This window comes from Nonomuraea sp. NPDC001636 (assembly GCF_040298265.1).
Taxonomy (GTDB): Bacteria; Actinomycetota; Actinomycetes; order Streptosporangiales; family Streptosporangiaceae; genus Nonomuraea.
In genome coordinates this window covers 12,795-30,537 of the sequence record NZ_JBEOZT010000012.1, presented here as the reverse complement: position 1 = coordinate 30,537, position 17,743 = coordinate 12,795, and the positions used below count along the sequence as shown (strand labels likewise).

21 protein-coding genes are annotated in these 17,743 nt (G+C 74.9%); 10 read left to right on the top strand and 11 right to left on the bottom strand.

Annotation, left to right across the window (positions count from 1 at the left end; genetic code table 11):
* Window positions 1-41 precede the first annotated feature (41 nt).
* Entirely contained in the window at window positions 42-866 is an 825-nt protein-coding gene (locus ABT158_RS22820; protein WP_352356360.1) for an alpha/beta hydrolase family protein, read from the bottom strand.
* A gap of 81 nt (window positions 867-947) precedes the next feature.
* Between ABT158_RS22820 and ABT158_RS22815 the strand changes: the two genes are divergently transcribed.
* The 3 genes from ABT158_RS22815 (at window position 948) to ABT158_RS22805 (ending at window position 3,242) form a co-directional block, all read left to right on the top strand.
* Window positions 948-1,613: a TetR/AcrR family transcriptional regulator gene (locus ABT158_RS22815; protein WP_352356358.1), complete on the top strand. Its 666-nt coding sequence runs from the start codon at window positions 948-950 to the stop codon at window positions 1,611-1,613.
* A 689-nt stretch (window positions 1,614-2,302) separates the two neighbouring features.
* Complete coding sequence (locus ABT158_RS22810; protein ID WP_352356356.1) at window positions 2,303-2,839, top strand: dihydrofolate reductase family protein; 537 nt, start codon at window positions 2,303-2,305, stop codon at window positions 2,837-2,839.
* A 1-nt stretch (window position 2,840) separates the two neighbouring features.
* Window positions 2,841-3,242, top strand: a complete 402-nt coding sequence (locus ABT158_RS22805; protein ID WP_352356354.1) for a hypothetical protein — start codon at window positions 2,841-2,843, stop codon at window positions 3,240-3,242.
* A gap of 48 nt (window positions 3,243-3,290) precedes the next feature.
* On the opposite strand, the gene ABT158_RS22800 is transcribed toward ABT158_RS22805, so the two are convergent.
* Window positions 3,291-3,758, bottom strand: coding sequence for a GNAT family N-acetyltransferase (locus tag ABT158_RS22800; RefSeq protein WP_352356352.1), 468 nt, complete (start codon window positions 3,756-3,758; stop codon window positions 3,291-3,293).
* 197 nt (window positions 3,759-3,955) lie between these two features.
* Between ABT158_RS22800 and ABT158_RS22795 the strand changes: the two genes are divergently transcribed.
* Together ABT158_RS22795 and ABT158_RS22790 are read left to right on the top strand one after the other, a co-directional pair.
* Window positions 3,956-4,240 carry a hypothetical protein gene (locus ABT158_RS22795; RefSeq protein ID WP_352356350.1) on the top strand — a complete coding sequence of 95 codons (285 nt, stop codon included), beginning with the start codon at window positions 3,956-3,958 and terminating at the stop codon, window positions 4,238-4,240.
* 155 nt (window positions 4,241-4,395) lie between these two features.
* Entirely contained in the window at window positions 4,396-4,827 is a 432-nt protein-coding gene (locus ABT158_RS22790; RefSeq protein WP_352356348.1) for an SRPBCC family protein, read from the top strand.
* Here the strand turns inward: ABT158_RS22790 and ABT158_RS22785 are convergent.
* Window positions 4,824-5,495 carry a response regulator gene (locus ABT158_RS22785; protein WP_352356346.1) on the bottom strand — a complete coding sequence of 224 codons (672 nt, stop codon included), beginning with the start codon at window positions 5,493-5,495 and terminating at the stop codon, window positions 4,824-4,826. The two genes, ABT158_RS22790 and ABT158_RS22785, sit on opposite strands and share 4 nt — an antisense overlap.
* On the bottom strand, window positions 5,488-6,603 hold the full coding sequence (locus tag ABT158_RS22780) for a sensor histidine kinase (RefSeq protein WP_352356344.1): 1,116 nt from the start codon (window positions 6,601-6,603) through the stop codon (window positions 5,488-5,490). Before ABT158_RS22780 ends, ABT158_RS22785 begins: the two co-directional genes overlap by 8 nt.
* A gap of 240 nt (window positions 6,604-6,843) precedes the next feature.
* On the opposite strand from ABT158_RS22780, the gene ABT158_RS22775 reads away from it, so the two are divergent.
* Window positions 6,844-7,866, top strand: a complete 1,023-nt coding sequence (locus tag ABT158_RS22775; protein ID WP_352356342.1) for an AF_0692 family protein — start codon at window positions 6,844-6,846, stop codon at window positions 7,864-7,866.
* Between the two features lie 46 nt (window positions 7,867-7,912).
* Here the strand turns inward: ABT158_RS22775 and ABT158_RS22770 are convergent, their stop codons facing one another.
* Complete coding sequence (locus tag ABT158_RS22770; RefSeq protein ID WP_352356340.1) at window positions 7,913-8,611, bottom strand: CTP synthase C-terminal region-related (seleno)protein; 699 nt, start codon at window positions 8,609-8,611, stop codon at window positions 7,913-7,915.
* Window positions 8,612-8,681: 70 nt separating this feature from the next.
* Here ABT158_RS22770 and ABT158_RS22765 point away from each other — a divergent pair, with 70 nt between their 5' ends.
* Entirely contained in the window at window positions 8,682-9,545 is an 864-nt protein-coding gene (locus tag ABT158_RS22765; protein WP_352356338.1) for a LysR family transcriptional regulator, read from the top strand.
* Between the two features lie 40 nt (window positions 9,546-9,585).
* Here the strand turns inward: ABT158_RS22765 and ABT158_RS22760 are convergent, their stop codons facing one another.
* From ABT158_RS22760 to ABT158_RS22745, 4 genes are read right to left on the bottom strand one after another with little or no spacing between them, the layout of a single operon-like run.
* Window positions 9,586-10,914, bottom strand: coding sequence for a serine hydrolase domain-containing protein (locus tag ABT158_RS22760; RefSeq protein ID WP_352356336.1), 1,329 nt, complete (start codon window positions 10,912-10,914; stop codon window positions 9,586-9,588).
* 36 nt (window positions 10,915-10,950) lie between these two features.
* Window positions 10,951-11,478 (bottom strand): response regulator, encoded by a 528-nt coding sequence (locus ABT158_RS22755; protein ID WP_352356792.1) that lies wholly within the window; start codon window positions 11,476-11,478, stop codon window positions 10,951-10,953.
* Window positions 11,457-11,615 carry a helix-turn-helix domain-containing protein gene (locus tag ABT158_RS22750; RefSeq protein WP_352356334.1) on the bottom strand — a complete coding sequence of 53 codons (159 nt, stop codon included), beginning with the start codon at window positions 11,613-11,615 and terminating at the stop codon, window positions 11,457-11,459. Before ABT158_RS22750 ends, ABT158_RS22755 begins: the two co-directional genes overlap by 22 nt.
* Complete coding sequence (locus ABT158_RS22745) at window positions 11,612-12,889, bottom strand: sensor histidine kinase (RefSeq protein ID WP_352356332.1); 1,278 nt, start codon at window positions 12,887-12,889, stop codon at window positions 11,612-11,614. Before ABT158_RS22745 ends, ABT158_RS22750 begins: the two co-directional genes overlap by 4 nt.
* A gap of 134 nt (window positions 12,890-13,023) precedes the next feature.
* Between ABT158_RS22745 and ABT158_RS22740 the strand changes: the two genes are divergently transcribed.
* From ABT158_RS22740 to ABT158_RS22730, 3 genes are read left to right on the top strand one after another with little or no spacing between them, the layout of a single operon-like run.
* Entirely contained in the window at window positions 13,024-13,953 is a 930-nt protein-coding gene (locus tag ABT158_RS22740; protein ID WP_352356330.1) for an ABC transporter ATP-binding protein, read from the top strand.
* On the top strand, window positions 13,950-14,747 hold the full coding sequence (locus tag ABT158_RS22735; RefSeq protein WP_352356328.1) for an ABC-2 transporter permease family protein: 798 nt from the start codon (window positions 13,950-13,952) through the stop codon (window positions 14,745-14,747). The genes ABT158_RS22740 and ABT158_RS22735 overlap by 4 nt, the downstream gene beginning before the upstream one ends.
* 20 nt (window positions 14,748-14,767) lie before the next feature.
* Window positions 14,768-15,967, top strand: a complete 1,200-nt coding sequence (locus tag ABT158_RS22730; protein WP_352356326.1) for an alpha/beta hydrolase family protein — start codon at window positions 14,768-14,770, stop codon at window positions 15,965-15,967.
* Window positions 15,968-16,037: 70 nt separating this feature from the next.
* On the opposite strand, the gene ABT158_RS22725 is transcribed toward ABT158_RS22730, so the two are convergent.
* Window positions 16,038-16,907, bottom strand: coding sequence for a CE1 family esterase (locus ABT158_RS22725; protein ID WP_352356324.1), 870 nt, complete (start codon window positions 16,905-16,907; stop codon window positions 16,038-16,040).
* A gap of 487 nt (window positions 16,908-17,394) precedes the next feature.
* Entirely contained in the window at window positions 17,395-17,703 is a 309-nt protein-coding gene (locus tag ABT158_RS22720) for a MiAMP1 family antimicrobial peptide (RefSeq protein WP_352329610.1), read from the bottom strand.
* Window positions 17,704-17,743: the final 40 nt, after the last annotated feature.

Genomic DNA, 17,743 nt, shown 5'->3' with positions numbered 1-17,743 from the left:
CGTCGCCCGTCCCTCCTGACGGCCCGCCGCCCGGGGGGCCGTCACAGGGAGCGTTCGAGGAAGCCGAGGATCGTGCGGGCCAGGGTGACGCGGTCGTCCGACAGGGCGTGGTCGGTGGGCAAGAGGTGGTCTTCGAGACGTTCGACGGGGTGTGCCCGGTAGGCGGCGACCAGGGGATCGTGGTGCACTTCGTGCGGCGTGACGACGTCGTGGCCGGTGCCGACGAGGAGCACGGGGCGGCCCGCCAGCCGGGGCGCGAGCCGGGCCAGCCGCCAGGCGTCGCCGCCCGCCTCCATCTCGTCGACCAGCGCCTGCCCGCTGGTGCCGCGCAGGGGGGCCAGCTCGCCGTCGAACGCCTTGACGTACCCGGCCCGTACCTCGGCGTCGGCGCGGGACAGCGCGGCGGCCACGCCCAGGTCGAACGCGGCGACGGAGGCGACGGCGGTCACGGACGGGTCCGCCGCGGCCGTCATCAGCGCCGCGAACCCGCCCATGCTGTGGCCGACCAGCGCCAGGCGCTCCGGGTGGAGCCGGTGGGCGGCGGCCAGGCCAGGCAGCGCGGCGACGACGGCGGCGGCGTCCTCCAGCACGTGCCCCCAGGACCAGGTGCCGCCGACGCCCCATGATCCGCGGTAGTGGAACACCAGGGCGGCGTAGCCGGCGCGGCGCAGCGTCTGGGCGAGGTCGAAGTTGCGCTCGTTGCCGGGGAATCCGTGCAGCAGCACGACGACGGGGTGCGGGCCGCGTCCGGCGGGCAGGTGCAGCACGCCGAGCAGGCGCTCGCCGCCGCTGTCGAACGTCACCTGCGGCGTGGTGGCCGGGAAGTCGGGGTCGCGCGGCGGGTCGGCGGCAAGCGGGTCAAACATGGGTGAACTCCCCGAGCTCGAACCGATCGGTACGACCCGAGACGTTAGCAGCCGATCGAACCGACCGGTACTATCCAAGCCATGCCCGTGGCCAAAGGCTCCACGATCGACCCCGCCCGCACCCGCGCCGCCATCCTGAGCGCCGCCACCGACCTGCTGTACGAGCGCGGCCTCGACGGCATCGGCGTCGCCGGGCTGTGCGCCGGGATCGGCATCTCCAAGGAGACCCTCTACCGCCACTTCGGCACCAAGGAGGGCCTGGTCGAGGCCGTGCTCCGGGAGCGCAGCGACCGGGTCGCCCGCTGGCTGGCCGGCCGCGCCCAGGCCGCGGGCGACGATCCGCGCGCCCAGCTGACCGCGGTGTTCGACGCCCTGCGGCACTGGTATGCCGCCCCGGGCTTCCGCGGCTGCGCCCTGCTGAACGCCGCCGCCCAGCACCACGCCGACCCCGTACGGGCCATCACCGCCCGCCACCTGGACCGCTACCTCGAGCTGCTGACCGGCATCGCCGAACGCGCCGGGGCCGACGATCCCGGGCTGGTGGGGCGGCAGCTGCTGATGCTGGTCGAGGGGGCGACCGTCGTCGCGGCCCATCATGACAGCGCGGCCGCCGCCGACCACGCCCTCCAGGCCGCCCTGACCCTCCTGTCCACTACCACCCCCCGAACGCCCTCCGTCGCCCCCAGCCCACGCCCCACCCCTGAAAGCCCTCCATTCAGGGTCGGAACCGTGAAGCCCCGCACCTAGGGTCGAAGCCGTTCACCGCGACCGGCTCCAAAGCCGTTGCGCGCGACTGATGCAGAGCCGTTCCGCGGGTGGCCCGCGACCGGAGACCCGTCCACCGGCCCGAAGGTCTCTTCCCGTAGGCCCCACAGGAACCTCATCCGTGGCGGAAGCGTCTTGCGACAGGTCCGCCCTCAGGGGCCGTTTGCGGGGGAGAGGCATCCTCGGCGGTTCATGGCCGGGAGGCATCCTCAGTAACCCGCGACCGAACCGCCGCCCGCGGTCGGCGTGGTCGGCGCGGCCAGAAGGCCGTTCGCCGCGTCGAGAAGCCCGCTCCAGCCTGTCCCACCAACAGCCATGGCGGCTTGCGGCATGGGGGCCGAGCCGACATCAGGCCCGCCTGTGGGGCGTCCTCGGCACTCCAGGCCGAGAGGCACCCTCCGTGACATATGGCCAGATTCCCGCCCATCGCAATCGAAAGGCCGCCCACAACAGCCTCCGCCTGAGAGCCGCCCGGGGGAGGGGGCGAAACCCCGCCCCCTCCCGAAGGAGTCGGCCCGCGCCAGAGCCTTGCTGGTTCTCCCGCTCCGCCCTTCGTCCGCACCCCGCCACCAGGCACGAGAACGCGCACGTCGGACAACGGAAGTCGTCTTGACAACTTCATTTGTCGGTGGGAAGGTTGAGGCACCTCAGGAACTCAAGGAGCGACAATCATGCGTAAGATCACCGCCGGCCTGTTCATCTCCCTCGACGGCGTCGTCGAGGCCCCCGACACCTGGCACTTCCCGTACTTCAACGACGAGATGGGCCAGTCGGTCGGCGCGCAGATGCAGGCCGCCGACGCCATGCTGCTGGGCCGGCACACCTACGAGGAGTTCGCCGGATACTGGCCGCACCAGGACCCCGAGAAGGAGCCGATGGCCGAGGCGATGAACAACTCGACCAAGTACGTCGTCTCCACCACGCTGACCTCGCCGTCCTGGCAGAACACCGAGCTCGTGAGCCTGGCCGACCTGGCGGCGTTGCGGGAGGGCCCCGGCGGGAACATCTCGGTCGTCGGCAGCGCCACCCTGGTCGTCTCGCTGCTGCGCGAGGGCCTGCTCGACGAGCTCAACCTGCTGCTCCACCCGATCGTCGTCGGCTCGGGCAAGCGCCTGTTCGACGACGTCCGCGAGCAGATCCCGCTCACCCTGACCACCTCCACCACCTTCAGCACCGGCGTGCTGAACCTGATCTACACGAGGGCATGACATGGCCGCCAAGACCGTCGCCGACAAGCTGCTCATCAAGCCGGCGACCACCGTGTGGGTCTCCGACCCCGCCCAGCGGCCGCTCCTGGGGCCACTGCCCGAGGGCGCCCGCGAGGCCGGGTCCGTCGAGGAGGCGGACGTCGCGCTGATCTTCGCCTCCGACGCCGCCGCGGCCCGCCGGATCCTGGACGAGCACCGCGACGAGATCACCGCGCCGCCCGTGGTCTGGGTTGCCTACCCCAAGGGCAACAAGTCCGACATCAACCGCGACACACTGTGGCCCATCGTCGGCGAGTACGGGCTGCGTCCCAACGGCCAGGTCGCGGTGGACGAGACATGGTCGGCGCTGCGCTTTCGCGCACTGAAGGACGGCGAGCCCCCCTTCACGGGCGGCCGCAGCTGACCCCGCCCGCCACCCCGCCCACCACGCTGCCACCACCCGCCTGACCGGTCAGGCGGACAGGTCGCCGCCCAGCACCAGCAGCAGATGCTCGTCCTCGCCGTGCCGGACCGTGCCGGCGCGCCGGAAGCCGTGGCGTTCCAGCAGCCGCACCGAGCCGGTGTTGCCCGCGAACGGGTCGGCGTATAGGGGCCTGGTCTTCTCCTCCGCCAGGAACAGCCCCAGCGCCGCGGTGCCGACGCCGCGCCCCCAGAAGGGGCGGCCCAGCCAGTAGCCGACGAACCGCCGCTCGCCCTCCCACCAGGACACCACGTTCCCGGCCACCTCGCCCCCGACCGTGACCGTGCGCACCAGGACGGTGGGATCGCCGAGCACCCGGGTGGTCCAGTGGGTCATGAAGGCCGCCCGCTCGCGAGGGGCGAACCTGGACCGCCGGACGGCCTCCTCGTCGTGCTCCTGCTCCAGGAACACCTCCAGATCGGCCTGCTGGACGGGCCGCAGCCGCACGTCATCGCTCATGCCCGCCGAGTGTGCCACCGGGCACCGACAGTTCCGGCGGACCCGCCTCCCGCACCGCCGTTTCCCTCACCCAACGTGATCGCAGCCCTGCCTTTGGGCTGCTGACCGGGGATTTTACCCGGCCATCGAGCTTCACGGAGAGTGACATGGGGTAGTCACGGTGCAGAGTCGCCCGCTCGGGCAGGGAGGAGGAACGCATGACAGGCACAGCCGTCAGCGGGCCGGGGGCCGTCGTCGAGGTGCCGACGGTCACGCTCGCCGGCGGCGGAGTCGCGGCTCGGGCCGCGACGGGCACGGGCACGTCCCCGGTCAGGGCCGCGAGCCGCTGCGATCACCACGGTCACCCCGACGGTCACCCCCATGACGCGGGGCCGGCCGTTGTCCGCAGCGCAACCGCGTACCGCCCGGCCGGCCGCGCACGGTCGTACCTCACCGCGTACGGCCCGGCCGGTCCCGGCGGGAGCTCCTCGCCGGGGTCGTGATCCCGATGCCGGTCCCGCCGCCGGGTCTGACTTCCCCAGTCCTCAGCCCGGCGGCGGGACCTTCTCATGCCCACCCCGGGGCCCGTGCCGGGTTCGTCGAGCAGGATCATGAGCACATGTCCTGAAGGATGAGCCGGCACACGAGGAGGCCAGGGATGAGACCGGTGTACGCGGGCGCGGCGGTGGAGGTGGCCGCGCGGCCGGAGGAGGTGTTCGCGCTGGTCACCGACTGGCCGCGGCACCGCGAATGGATGTTCATGACGTCGGCGCGGCAGGTGGGCGAGCGCCGGGTGGAGGCCTACACCGGGGTGCGGCCGGTGGGGTTCCTGGACACGATGACGATCGTGGCCTTCGAGCCGCCGTCGTACGTGCTGATGGAGCACACCGGGCGGCTGGTGCGCGGGCGGGGCGCGATCCGGGTGCGGCCGTGGCGGGGCGGCAGCCGGGTGATCTGGGCCGAGGAGCTGCTGCTGCCGCTGGGCGCGGCGGGCCGGGCGTTGTGGCCGGTGGCACGTCCGGTGGTGACGGCTCTGGCCCGGTATTCGCTGCGCAGGCTGGCGCGCCTGCTGGAGGCGCCGGCCCGTTAGGTGGCGTCGTGGACGACCAGGGCCAGTTGCACCCGGTTGTCCAGGCCCGCCTTGGTCAGGATGCGCGAGATGTAGCCCTTGACGGTGCCCACGCTCATGTGCAGCTCGCCGGCGATGACCGCGTTGGGCTTGCCCTGCCCGACGGCGAGCGCCACCTCGCGTTCCCGCCGGCTGAGGGCCGACAGCACGCGGCGGGCCTCGGCGCGCCGCCGGTCGTCCTCCTCGGGCATCAGGTGGGCGATCAGGCGGCGGGTGACGCTGGGCGACAGGCTGGGCTCGCCGGCCGCCACCCGTTTGACGGCCTCGACGATGCCTTCGGGCGGGGTGTCCTTGAGCAGGAACCCGCCGGCTCCGGCGCGCAGCGCCCGGAAGACGTGCTCGTCGGCGTCGAAGGTGGTCAGGATGATGACCTGCGGGGCGCCGGTGCGGGCGCGCAGCCGCCGGGTGGCCTCGATGCCGTCGAGGCCGGCCATGCGGATGTCCATCAGCACCACGTCGGGGGAGTGCTCGGCGACCGCGGCCTGGACCTGCCCGCCGTCGGCCACGGCTCCGACCACGCGCAGGTCGGGTGCGCCTTTGAGCATCAGGGTCAGGCCGGTGCGGACGAGCGCGTCGTCGTCGACGATCAGCACCCGGATCGGGCCGGGCTCACTCCGCGACTCATCCACGGGGCCATGGTAGCCGTGCGGCCAGCCGGAACCCGCCGTCGCCGGCCGGTCCGCGGTCCAGCCGGCCGCCCGCCAGGGTGACGCGTTCCTCCAGGCCGGCCAGCCCGGCTCCGGCGCCGGTGGCGGCCAGGTCCGCCCGCGGCCCGGCGGGCGGCGGGTTGCGCACCTCGACGGTCAGCTCCCGGCCGGCCGTGCCGCGCACCTCGACGGTGACGGTCCGGCCGGGGGCGTGCTTGCGGGCGTTGGTCAGGCCCTCCTGGACGACGCGGTAGGCGGTGCGCCGGGTCGGCTCGGGCAGGTCGGCGAAGCGGATGCCGTGTTCACGCAGGTCGATGCGCATCCCGGCCCGCCGCGACTCCGTCACCAGCGGCTCCAGCCCGGCCGGCGGCGGCTCGGCGGAGGGCCGCTCGGCCGAGGCGGGCTGGTCGCCGGGGTGCCGGCGCAGCACGCCGATGACGCCGCGCAGCTCCTGCAGCGCCTGGTGGGCGCTGGCGCGGATGACCTCGGCCGCCTCGGCGACCTCGGCGGGCGTGGCGGCGGCGTTGAAGCGCAGCGCGCCGGCGTGCACGGCCAGCAGCGACAGCCGGTGGGCCAGCACGTCGTGCATCTCGCGGGCGATGTCCAGGCGTTCGGCGCGGCGGGCTTCCTCGGCGCGTTGTCGCTGGTCGGCCTCGGCGCGGCGGGCGCGTTCGGCCAGCGAGGCCAGCAGTTGACGGCGGGTCCTGGCCAGGATGCCCCAGCCGGTGACCGCCCCGCCGAACAGCACCGCGACCAGCGCCCACACCGGGTACGGCGCCAGCCCCGGCGGCCGCAGGGCGAACCTGGCCAGCGAGGCGGCCACCCACGCCGCCCCGACGGCCACGGCCGCGGGCGGACGCCGGTAGAGCGCGACGACCAGCGTGGCGATCCCGGCGGCGACCGAGGCGGCGGCGGCCGGGATCGCCAGCGCGACGGCGGCCAGCCCGGCGGCCACCGGACGGCGTCGGCACCACCACAGCGCCGCGCACGCCCCCGCGCCGCCGATCACGTCGGCCCACAGGTACCAGCGGGGTGTGCCGGGCGCCAGGTCTCCCCACACCACCGAGACGGCGCCGGCCAGGGCGAGCACGACCCCTCCGGCAACCGCGGCCCGCCCCCGCCGCGACCGCCCACGCTGTTTCTCGTCGCCCGTCTGCGGGCTGTTCGCCCCGAACACCATGGCCGATCGTAGCCCGCGTGCGCTGTGCCGGGCGGCAACCGTGGTCAACGGCCGTGGCAACCAAAGTCGTGACCGGGGCACGACCGCGGTGGCCACGGACCGGCCGCAAGGCAGCAGCGCCGCCCCCGCGCGGGAGGGGAACGTGGGGGCATGGTCTCCCTTCAGGCACGCGGCCGGTGGGCCGCGCTCGTCCTGGCCGGGCTCACCCCGGTCGTCGCCGAGCTGACTCTGGGCAATCCGCCGCTGCGCCAGGCGTGGCTGCTGCTGGTGTGGACGCCGATCTACGGCGCGGGCACCGTCCTGATCCGCGAGCTGGTACGCCGTGCCGGTCGCGGGTGGGGGTCGGTGCTGCTGCTGGGGGCGGCGTACGGGATCGTGGAGGAGGGGCTGGCGCTGCAGGCGCTGACCAGCCCCACCCTGTACGGCGCGGCGGGGTGGGCGCCGCGCGTCCTGGGCCTCAACAGCGCCTACACCGAGCTGAACCTCCCCTACCACGCGGTGTTCAGCGTGGCGCTGCCGATCCTGCTGGCCGACCTGCTGTTCCCGGCGCTGCGTCACCGCCCCTACCTGGGGCGGGCCGGGCTGGTGGTGGCGGGCGTGGTGTTCGTGCTGGGCGTGCTGCTGCTGCGCTGGACGGCGGCCTTCATGGACCCCGGCTACCTGGCGCCGTGGCCGGTGCAGGCGGGGTTGCTGCTGGCGGTGGCGGCGCTGGCCGTCCTGGCGTTGCGGGTCGTCCCGCCGCCGTCGGGCACCCCGGCGGGCGGGTCGGCGGGCGGGTCGGCGGGCGTGCCCGCTGCGGCGCTGGTGGCGGTGGGGGCCGGGGGCGTCGCGTTCGGGTATCTGGCGCTGCTGTTCCCCTTCGGCGGGGCCCGGCATCCGGCCTTCACCCAGGGCGGCTGGGTGGCGGCGCCGATGGCGGCCGCGGCGCTGCTGGCCGTGGTGGCCGCGCTGCTGGTACGGCGGTGGGCGGCGCGCGGCGGCTGGGGCGACCGGCACAGCCTGGCGCTGGCGGGCGGCGCGCTGGTCGGGCACACCGCCTTCGGCGTGCTCGCCAACGGCCAGACGCCCGCCGACCGGATCTCGCTCACCGTGCTCGGCCTGGTGATGGCCGCCCTCCTGGCGCTGCTGGCCCGCCGCACGGGCCGGCTGCCGGCACCGGCCGGTACGCGCTGACCCACAGCGCCCGTACGTGCCCGTACGTGCCCGTACGTGCCGGCCTTCAGCGCGCCGCGGCGGCGGGCTGGGCGTGGCGCTGCACGGCGGCGGCGAACGCGGCGATCAGCGGGTGCGGACGCCGCCCGTCGCCGGCCAGCTCCGGCTGGAACAGCGTGCCGACGAAGAACGGGTGGCCGGGCAGCTCGGCCACCCGCACCATGCCGTCCTCGGCGTGGCCGGAGAAGACGAGCCCGTGTGCGGCCAGCGTCCCGCGGTAGGCGTCGTTGAGGCCGTAGGAGCAGCTGTAGGCCTCGACGATGGACGTGGTCCCCATGATCTGCTCGATCCGCGAGCCGGGGGTCAGGCGCACCAGCCCCTCGTGCCCGGCCAGCGAGCACGACAGCGGCTCCAGCAGGAACGCCTCGGCGCCGGGGGTGTTCTCGGCGTGGTCGACGTCCAGCCCGCACACGTTGCGGCCGTACTCCAGCAGCATGTGCTGGAAGCCGCCGCAGGTGCCCAGGAACGGGATGCGCCGCTCGCGGGCGGTGCGGGCGGCGTTGACGGCGCCGGCCTCGCTGGCGTACGGGCTGCCGGGCATGATCCAGATGCCGTCGAAGCCGTCGAGGTCGTCGGCCTCGGTGGTGGGGATCCAGTAGGGGTCCAGGGCGATGCCGTCGCGTTCGCGCAGCGCCTCGATCAGGCGGGGGACTCGGGCGTGGGACCGGACGCTGGGTGAACGGTCCGCGACCAGGGCGATTCTCATGCCTCCATCGTGACCTCCACCCGCACTTAAGCGCCAACGATGATGTCTGCACCTGCTATAAGCATTACTGATGGACCCGAATCTGTTGCGCACGTTCGTGACGGTGGCCCGCCTGCGCTCCTTCTCGGCCGCCGCCCACGAGCTCGGCTACACCCAGTCGGCGATCTCCCAGCAGGTCGCGGCGTTGGAGGCCGACCTGGGGCTGCCGCTGCTCGGCCGCCGCCCGGTGGAGCCGACCCCGGCCGGGGAACGGCTGCTGGAGCACGCGGGGCCGCTGCTGCTGCGCCTGCGGGCGGCGCGCGCCGACGTGCTGCGCGCGGCGGCCCAGCCGGCCCACCGGCTGCGGCTGGCCGCGACCCCGCTGGCGGTCAACGCCGTGCTGGCCGGACGGCTGGCCGAGGCGCGCGCCGCCCAGCCGCGGCTACGGGTCGAGGTACGCACCTGCGACCGGGACCGGCTGGCCGAGCTGCTGGCCGAGGGCGAGGCCGAGCTGGGGCTGGCCGACGGCATCGCCGCGCCCAGCGACCCGCTGCGCCTGCCGGAGTCGGGCCCGATGACCACGGTGGGCGTCAGCGAGGAGGACCTGGTGGTGGCGTTGCCGCCGGGGCATCCGCTGGCGGGACGCCGGGCGTTGCGGCTGGCCGACCTCGTCGACGCCCGCTGGCTGCAGACGCCGCTGTGCCCGTTGCCGCGCCTGCGTGACCTGGCCGGTGACGGGTTCGCCGCCGCGCTGGTCTACCAGGGCGACGACGTGCACACCGTGCTCAACCTGGTGGCCGCCGGGCACGGGCTGACGCTGCTGCCGGCCTCGGCCGGGCGGGGGGTGCCGCTGGTGGCGCCGCGCCTGGTGCACCGCGTGGAGCTGGTGCACGGCGCGCTGCCGCCCGGCCCGGCCGCCACCTTGGCAAGGGCCCTGACCGGCCCTCCTGCCTGACGCTCCGGATGCGGGCCGGTGGGGCCCGGCAGGGGACGGGTCAGTGCCAGCCGGTCACCCCGCCCGGCACCGGCGCGGCCGGGTCGTAGGGCTCGCGGGTGAAGACGAACGTGTTGAGGTCGAGGTGGTCGGCGGCCACGCGCAGCGTCTCGCCGGCGTAGTAGCCGTCCAGCCCGAGCCAGGTGCCGTCGTCCTGGGGCACGAACCGGGAGGCGCGCCCGCTGCCGTCGACGGGCGCCAGCGACAGCCCGCGGTCGGGCAGCAGCCGCAGCGCGTACGGCTTGGGCCCCCAGTGCCACAGCCCGGTCAGCGCCAGCAGGTCGGGGTCGGCGGGGGCGGGCTGCCATTCCTCGGGCAGGCGCGGCTCGTGCTCGTCGAGGATGTCGAGCAGGTCGGTGGGCAGGGAGCCGGTCATGCCGCTGGTGGTGTTGGCCATGAACAGCACGCCGACGCGTTCGGCCGGGTCGGCCCACACGGTGGCCAGGAAGCCGGGCATGGACCCGGTGTGCCCGGCCAGGCGGCGCCCGCCGACGCGGGCCAGTTGCAGGCCGAGCCCGTAGCCGGCGGTCCAGGAGTCGCCGTCGGCGACGCCGGCCGGTTCGCGCATCTCGGCCAGGGTGTCGGGCGACAGCACGCCGCCGGTGTCGCCGCCGACGAAGGCGGCCCAGCGGGCCAGGTCGTGCGGGGTGGACCACAGCTGCCCGGCCGGCCCCATGGCCACGGCGTCGTGCTCGGGCTCGGTCAGCACCGTGTCGGCCCACGGGTGGACGGCGTAGCCGGTGGCGTGCGGGGCGCGGGGACGGGCGGTGGTGGCGTTCATCTCCAGCGGCGCCAGCACCTCCTGCCGCACGGCCTGCTGCCAGCCGGTGCCGCGCAGCCGGGCCACCAGCTCGCCCAGCAGCGCGAACCCGACGTTGGAGTAGTGGTAGAGGCGGCCGGGCCGGTGCCTGACCTGGCCGGGGCCCACCCGCTTGAGCAGGTCGGGCAGCTCCAGGCCGGGGGTGCGCTCCCACCAGTCGGTCGGCGGTTCGGCGGTCAGGCCGGAGGTGTGGGACAGCAGCTGGGCGATGGTGGCCTGCCCGGCGGCGGTGCCGGGCAGGTGGCGCTCCAGCGGGTCGGTCAGCGCGATCCTGCCCTCGTCGCGCAGCCGCATGACGGCCACGGCCACGATCGACTTGGTGATCGACCCCAGCCGGTACTGGGTGGCCGGGGTCGGCGGGCCGTCGCCGACGCGGCCGCGGCCGCCGAACCACACCGTCCGCCCGTCGCGGACGATCGCCGCCGTCAGCGACGGCACCCTGCACTCGGCCTGTTCGACGGCCAGCCTGCGCAGCAGCGCGCGGGCCGTCACCTGTCCCACCTGACTCATGGGCGACAAGACTAGCGGCGCCGGGTGGCCGGGCCCTCATCGATCGTGGTGCTGCGGGGAGACCAGGCCGGCGTCGTAGGCGGCGATGACGAGCTGGACCCGGTCGCGGGCGCCGAGTTTGGTGAGCAGGCTGGCGATGTGGGCCTTGGCGGTGCCGGGGCTGATGTGCAGCCGGGCGGCGATCTCGGCGTTGGACAGGCCGCGCCCGGCCAGGGTCAGCACCTCGCGTTCGCGCGCGGTGACGCCCAGCGGCTCGCGCGGCAGCGGGCGGGGTTCGGGGCGGCCGGCGAACTCGGCGATGAGGCGGCGGGTGACGCTGGGCGCGATCAGCGCGTCGCCGGCCGCGACCACGTGGACGGCGGACAGGATGTCCTCCAGCGCCATGTCCTTGACCAGGAACCCGCTGGCTCCGGCCCGCAGCGCGGCGTGGACGTTGGCGTCGTCGTCGAACGTGGTGAGCATGATCACGCGGGTGCCGGGGGATTCGGCGGTGATGGTCTGGGTGGCCTCGATGCCGTCCATGCCGGGCATGCGGATGTCCATCACGACGACGTCGGGGCGCAGCTGCCGGGTGAGCTGGACGGCTTGGGCTCCCGTCCCGGCCTCCCGGCGACGACGACGCCGGCGGTGCCGTCGATGACCATGCGCAGCCCGGCGCGGATCAGCGGCTGGTCGTCGGCGAGCAGGACGCGGACGGTCACCGTGCCTCCCCGTGCGTGCCGCGGCCGCTCTCGCCCACCGGGGCGGGGGGTGGCAGCGGCAGGGCGGCGGTGACGCGGAAGCCGCCCTGCGGGCGCGGCCCGGCGCTGAGACGGCCGTCGAGCAGGGCGGCTCGCTCGCGCATGCCGGCGATCCCGTACCCGCTGCCGGGCGATCCCGTGACGGTGGCGGGGCCGGTCGCGGCGGGGCCGGTTGCGGTGCCGTGCCCGTCGTCGGTGATGTCGACCCGCAGCTCGCCGGGCGCGTAGTCGAGGACGACCTGGCAGTGGCGGGCGCCGGCGTGGCGGACGACGTTGGTCAGCGACTCCTGGACGATGCGGAAGGCGCACCGGTCGACGGCCGGGGGCAGCTCGCGTGGCGTGCCCCGGCGGCGCACGTCCACGTGCAGGCCGGCGGCCGTGGTCGTCGCGGCGAGCCGGTCGAGGTCCGCCAGCCCCGCCAGCCCCACCGGCGACCCCGACCCCGTTTCCGGCTCTCCGGCGGCCGGGGGCTCGCGGAGCACGCCGAGCATGTGCCGCAGCCCTTGCAGCGTCTGCCGGCCGGCGGCCTCGATCGCGCCGAGCGCCTGGCGCGCCTGCTCCGGCCGGCTGTCGATCACCCGGGCGCCCGCGCCGGCCTGGATGGCGATGACGCCGATGCTGTGGGCGACCATGTCGTGCAGTTCGCGCGCGATGCGCAGCCGGTCGGCCGTGACCGCCTGAAGCTCGGCCTGCGCACGCAGCGCCTGCCCGTACTCGCGTCGTTGCCGAAGCGTCGTGCCCGCCGTCCAGGCGACCACGACCCCCAGCACGAGCAGCAGCGCCAGCGCGAGGAAGCCCGGCGCGGCGACGCGCAGCCCCTGCGCCAGCAGCGTCCCGTGCCAGACCGCCTGCTGAACGAGCAGCGTGGCGGCCGCCGCCACCAGCCCGGTCCGGCGCGTACGCGTGGCCGTGACAAGACACACCAGCAGGTCGGCCGCCGCCAGCAGCGGCCAGATCCGCTCGGCGGGCTGCGCCCAGGCCACCGCCACGACCAGTTCGGCCAGCAGCACCGCCAGCACCGCGCACGGCCGCCGCCGGGCCCACACCATCGGGACCGCCATCGCGGTGGCGAACCCAAGGTGCGCCCCGCCCACCGGCAGCGGGCTCTCGCCGTCGGCCAGCGTCACGACGTACAGCAGCGGCAGGCAGGCCACCACGGCGCACCACGACAGCGCCGTCCGCACGCCGTGCGGCAGCCGCTGCGTCAAGGGTGGCCTGGGCGTTGGTTCGCGCACCCGGCCGATCGTAGTCACCGGTCCCCGCCGCGGGCATCGGCCTGCCGGCCTATGCCCGCGGGCCACCCCGCCGGTACGCGAACCGGCCCGCGGCCAGATGTCCCGCCCGCCCGGCCTGCGACACCGTTGACCACGTGATCGAAGTCAACCGACTGACCAAGCGTTACGGCGCGGTGACGGCCGTCAACGCGCTGACCTTCACCGTGCGGCCGGGCTGCGTCACCGGGTTCCTCGGCCCGAACGGCGCCGGCAAGAGCACCACGATGCGGATGATCCTCGGGCTCAACAGGCCCACCAGCGGCACCGCCACCATCGACGGCCGCCCCTTCGCCCGTCACCGCGCCGGCCTGCGGCACGCCGGCGCGCTCCTGGACGCCGGCGACGTGCACGGCGGGCGCACCGCGGCGGCGCACCTTGCGGCGCTGGCCCGCGGCAACGGCCTGCCGCGCCGCCGGGTGGGCGAGGTGCTGCGGGAGGTGGGTCTGGAGGGCGTGGCCCGCCGCCGGGTGGGCGGTTTCTCCCTGGGCATGCGCCAGCGGCTCGGCATCGCCGCCGCCTTGCTGGGCGACCCGCCGGTGCTGCTGTTCGACGAGCCGGTCAACGGCCTGGACCCCGAGGGCGTGCGCTGGGTGCGCGGCCTGTTCCGCCGCCTGGCCGCCGAAGGACGCACCGTGCTGGTCTCCAGCCACCTGATGAGCGAGATGGAGCACACCGCCGACCGGCTCGTCGTCATCGGCCGGGGCGAGTTGATCGCCGAGGAGAGCTTGGCCGAGTTCGCCGCCCGCGGCACCGGCTCGTCGGTGACCGTACGCTGCGGCGACCCCGCCGAACTGGCCGCCGTCCTGACCCAGGCAGGCGCCCGCGTGCATCAGGACGACGACGGCGCCCTGACCGTCACCGGGCTGAGCGCCGCCCGCATCGGCGAGCTCGCCTTCGAGCGGCGCATCGTGCTGCGGGAACTCGCCCCGCGCCGGGCCTCGCTGGAGCAGGCGTTCATGGAGCTGACCGCCGACCGCGCCGACTACCGCGCCGACTACCGCGCCTTGGAAGGTGACCGGCGATGACGGCCGCCCGCATGCGTGACCTGCTGGCCGCCGAGTGGATCAAACTCTGGTCGTTGCGCTCCACCCGCTGGCTGCTCGGCCTCGGCCCGCTGGCCATCGTCGCCTTCGCCGTCCAGAGCAGCCTGAACGCCTACCGCGAGTGGCCGACCTTCCCGCCGATGCAGAAGGCCACGTTCAGCCCCTTGAACGAGGCGTTCAGCGGACTGTCGGCCACCATGCTCATGATCGGGGCGGGCGGCCTGGGCGCGCTGACGATCGTCGGCGAGTACGCCACCGGCCTCATCCGCACCACCCTGACCGCCGTCCCGGCCCGTCACCGCGTCGTGGCCGCCAAGCTCGCCGTCGTCGGCGGCGTGCTGCTGGCCACCGGCGTGCTCGTCTCGGCCGCCACCTTCGGCGTCAGCCAGGCCATCCTGTCCGGCCGCGGCGTCGCCGCCTGGCCCGGCGATCCCGGCGTGCTGCGCGTGCTGGCCGCCAACGCGCTCCTGGCCCCGGTGTCAGGGCTGGTCGGCATGGGAATCGGCGCGCTGCTGCGGCACACCGCGGCCGCCGTCGTGTGCGTCTGCGCGGTGCTGGTCATCGTGCCGACGTTCTTCCGGCCGACCGTCCACCAGTGGCTCAACGACCTCTACGCCCTCGTCCCCTTCTACGTCTGGCGGACCTGCCTGGGGCTGCCCCAGCTCCGCGACGATCCCGCCCTGCCCACGGTGGCCGGCTCCTGGGCCGTGTTCGCGGCCTGGCCGCTGGCCGCCGCCGTCCTGGCCATGTTCGTCGTGCACCGGCGCGACGTCTGACCGCTTTTGAGAGGAATCCGATGAACTCCCTGATGTTCCGGCCGCTGGCAGCCAGCCTGGCCCTGGCCGTCACGGCCTGCGCCGCGCCGACCACCGCGCCGACCACCGCGCCGACCACCCCGCCGACCGTCACGGCCACGCCCGTCGCCGCCGCGTCCCCGGCCGTTGCCCGGCTGGAACTGCCGCGCCCCACCGGCCCCGATCCGGTCGGCCGCGACGTCCTGTACCTCATCGACACCAGCCGTAAGGACCCGTGGGTGCCGCAATCGGGCCCGCGCCGGCTGATGGTCTCGATGTACTACCCCGCCCGCTCGGCCACCGGCGCCCCGGCCCCCTTCATGACGGTGGAGGAGGCCGCGTCCTTGCTGCGGCGCAAGGCCCCCGGCGCCGAGCTGCCCGCCGAGATCGTCAGCGGCATCCGCACCTACGCCCGCACCGGCACGCCCCCCAGGCACGGCCGCCGCCCGCTGGTGGTCCTCTCACCCGGCCTCGGCCTGCCGCGGGCCAGCCTCACCTCCCTGGCCGAGGACCTGGCCAGCCGCGGCTACGTCGTCGCCTCGCTCGACCACGCCTACGAATCGTCGGGGACCGTCTTCCCCGGCGTCGGCCTGCTCACCTGCGCACCCCTGTGCGACCAGCCCAAACCCCCCGAGGGCGGCAAGGCCGCCATCGCCAGGAACCGCGCCGGGGACGTCTCCTTCGTCCTGGACCGGCTGACCGGCCGCCACCCGGCCTGGAAACGCGCCGACCTGATCGACGCCGAACGCGTCGGCATGGCCGGCCACTCACTCGGCGGCGAGGCCGCCTCCGCCACCATGGCGACCGACAAGCGGATCAAGGCCGGGATCAACCTCGACGGCACCATCAGCGCCACCCTCCCCGCCACCGGCCTGGGCGATCGCCCCTTCCTGCTGATGGGCAGCCAGAGCGACCACAGCCCCGGCAAGGACGACACCTGGGACAGCGCCTGGCCGACCCTGCGCGGCTGGAAGCGCTGGCTCACCGTCGCCCAGGCCCAGCACAGCAGCTTCACCGACCTGGCCATACCGCAGAGCAGGATCGCCCCGCCGGCTCCCGGCATCATCGCCGCCGAACGCGGCCTGACGCTCACCCCCGCCTACGTCGCCGCCTTCTTCGACCAGCACCTCAAGAAGATCAGACGACCCCTGCTCGACGGGCCCACCCCGGACAACCCCGAAGTCGCCTTCCACAACCCGTGACCCCGCACCGGGAGGCTCACCGCCGCCTTTCCGCGTCCGCCGCCCTTCCCCCCATCACGCCCGGGGCCCGTCAGCGGGTGGGGGCGCGGTCGAAGGCGTCGAGGATGAGGCGGCTGGCGTCCAGGTCGCGGGCGGTGTCGCCGAGCCGGGGCACCTCGATGGGGCCGGGCCAGGTGTGGCCGCCACCGTCCACCGTGTACAGGCGCAGCGTGGCTCCCCGCGGGCAGGACGTCCACAGGCGCAGCCGGACGCGGCGCAGGGGATGGCTGGTGGCGGGGGAGGAGCAGCGCTGGGCGGCGGCCCAGGCGTCCATGGTCTGCTCGACCGGGGGCAGCACGATGAGCGCGGCCAGATGCCGCAGGTCGCCGCCGGGCTCGGGGTGGCCGCCGTCGTAGGGGACCAGGCGGTCGGCGGTGCCGTGGAAGGCGACGATCGTGGTCGGGACGGGGTGGGCGCAGGGCTGGGCGATGGGGATGCCGGCCACGGCGGCCACGCCGCTCAGGCGTCCGTCCAGGGCGCAGACGAGCGAGGCGGCCAGGCCGGCGCCGTAGGACAGGCCGGCGGCGAACTCGCGTCCGGGCTGGGCGCACTGGTGGCGTTCGACCTCGTCGAGCAGGGCGGCCAGGTAGGCGGTGTCGTCGGGGCCGGCGGTGTGCGGCAGGGTCCAGGCCAGCCGTCCGGGCGCCGATTGGGGGGTGATGACGATGTAGCCGCGGCTCGGGCCGACCTGGGACAGGCGGCTGTAGGCGGCCTGTTCGGCGGCGTTGGAGCCGAGGCCGTGCAGGTTGAGCAGCACGGGGTGCGGGCCGGGGCCGTCGGGGACGGCCAGCAGGTAGCGGCGGGTCAGGCCGGCGACGGTCAGCTGGTGGGGACCGGAGGCGAGCCGACGAGCCGTGGCGGCACATCCACTGCTCGCCGCACCCCGCCCCTGCCCGCGCATCCGCCCCTGTCCCTGGTCCCGCCCGAGGCCGTGCCCAAGGTCCTGCCCAAGGTCCTGCCCAAGGTCCTGCCCAAGGTCCTGCCGCTGCCCGTCTCCCTGCGCCTGTCCGGGAGTCCGGCCCTGAGCCCGGCCCAGCGCGGGGTTCTGCGCGGGGTCCTGCGCCGGGCCTTGCGTCCGCGGGGGAGTCGCCCCCTGGGACGATCCCGGCGGGGGCGCGGCTGCGGAGGGCGGTGAGGATGCCTGACGGCCGGCAGAAGGCGACCGTTCGCCTGCGCCCGGCAAAGAGGCACCGCGCAGCCGGACAACACCGCCAAAACCAAGAGCGACATCAGCGCCAAGACCGTGGTGCTCGCGCTCCTGCCCATCTCGCCCCCCGCGCGTGCCGATGGTCGTACTGGCAAGTGTGCCTCCCAGGGCCGCCCGTACGCGCGCATGCCGAAACCGGCCGCCCCCTGTGCCCCGGGGACGGCCGGTCAGGGGCGGCGGGTCAGCACACGATGAAGATGCTCTTCCAGCCGACGGGGGTGCGCTGCTCGGCGTTGCGGTTGGAGGCCAGTTCGAAGTGCATCACGCCGGAGGCGTTGGGCTGGTTGTACATGCGGCCGCTCTGGCCGTCGCCGTACCACTTGTAGGAGCCGTGGTAGGGGATGTTGGACACGCCGCAGGCGTCCAGGACGACCGAGCGGCCGGTGAAGCCGGGGCCTTCGTAGGCGACGTACTGGGAGGCGTAAGCGGCGCCGGCCGAGGCGAGGACGAACCCGGCGGTGATCGCGGGGACGAGAAGGATCTTCTTCAACGTGTTCTCCTTCGAGGGTTCCTGACGAATGCCCACGTTG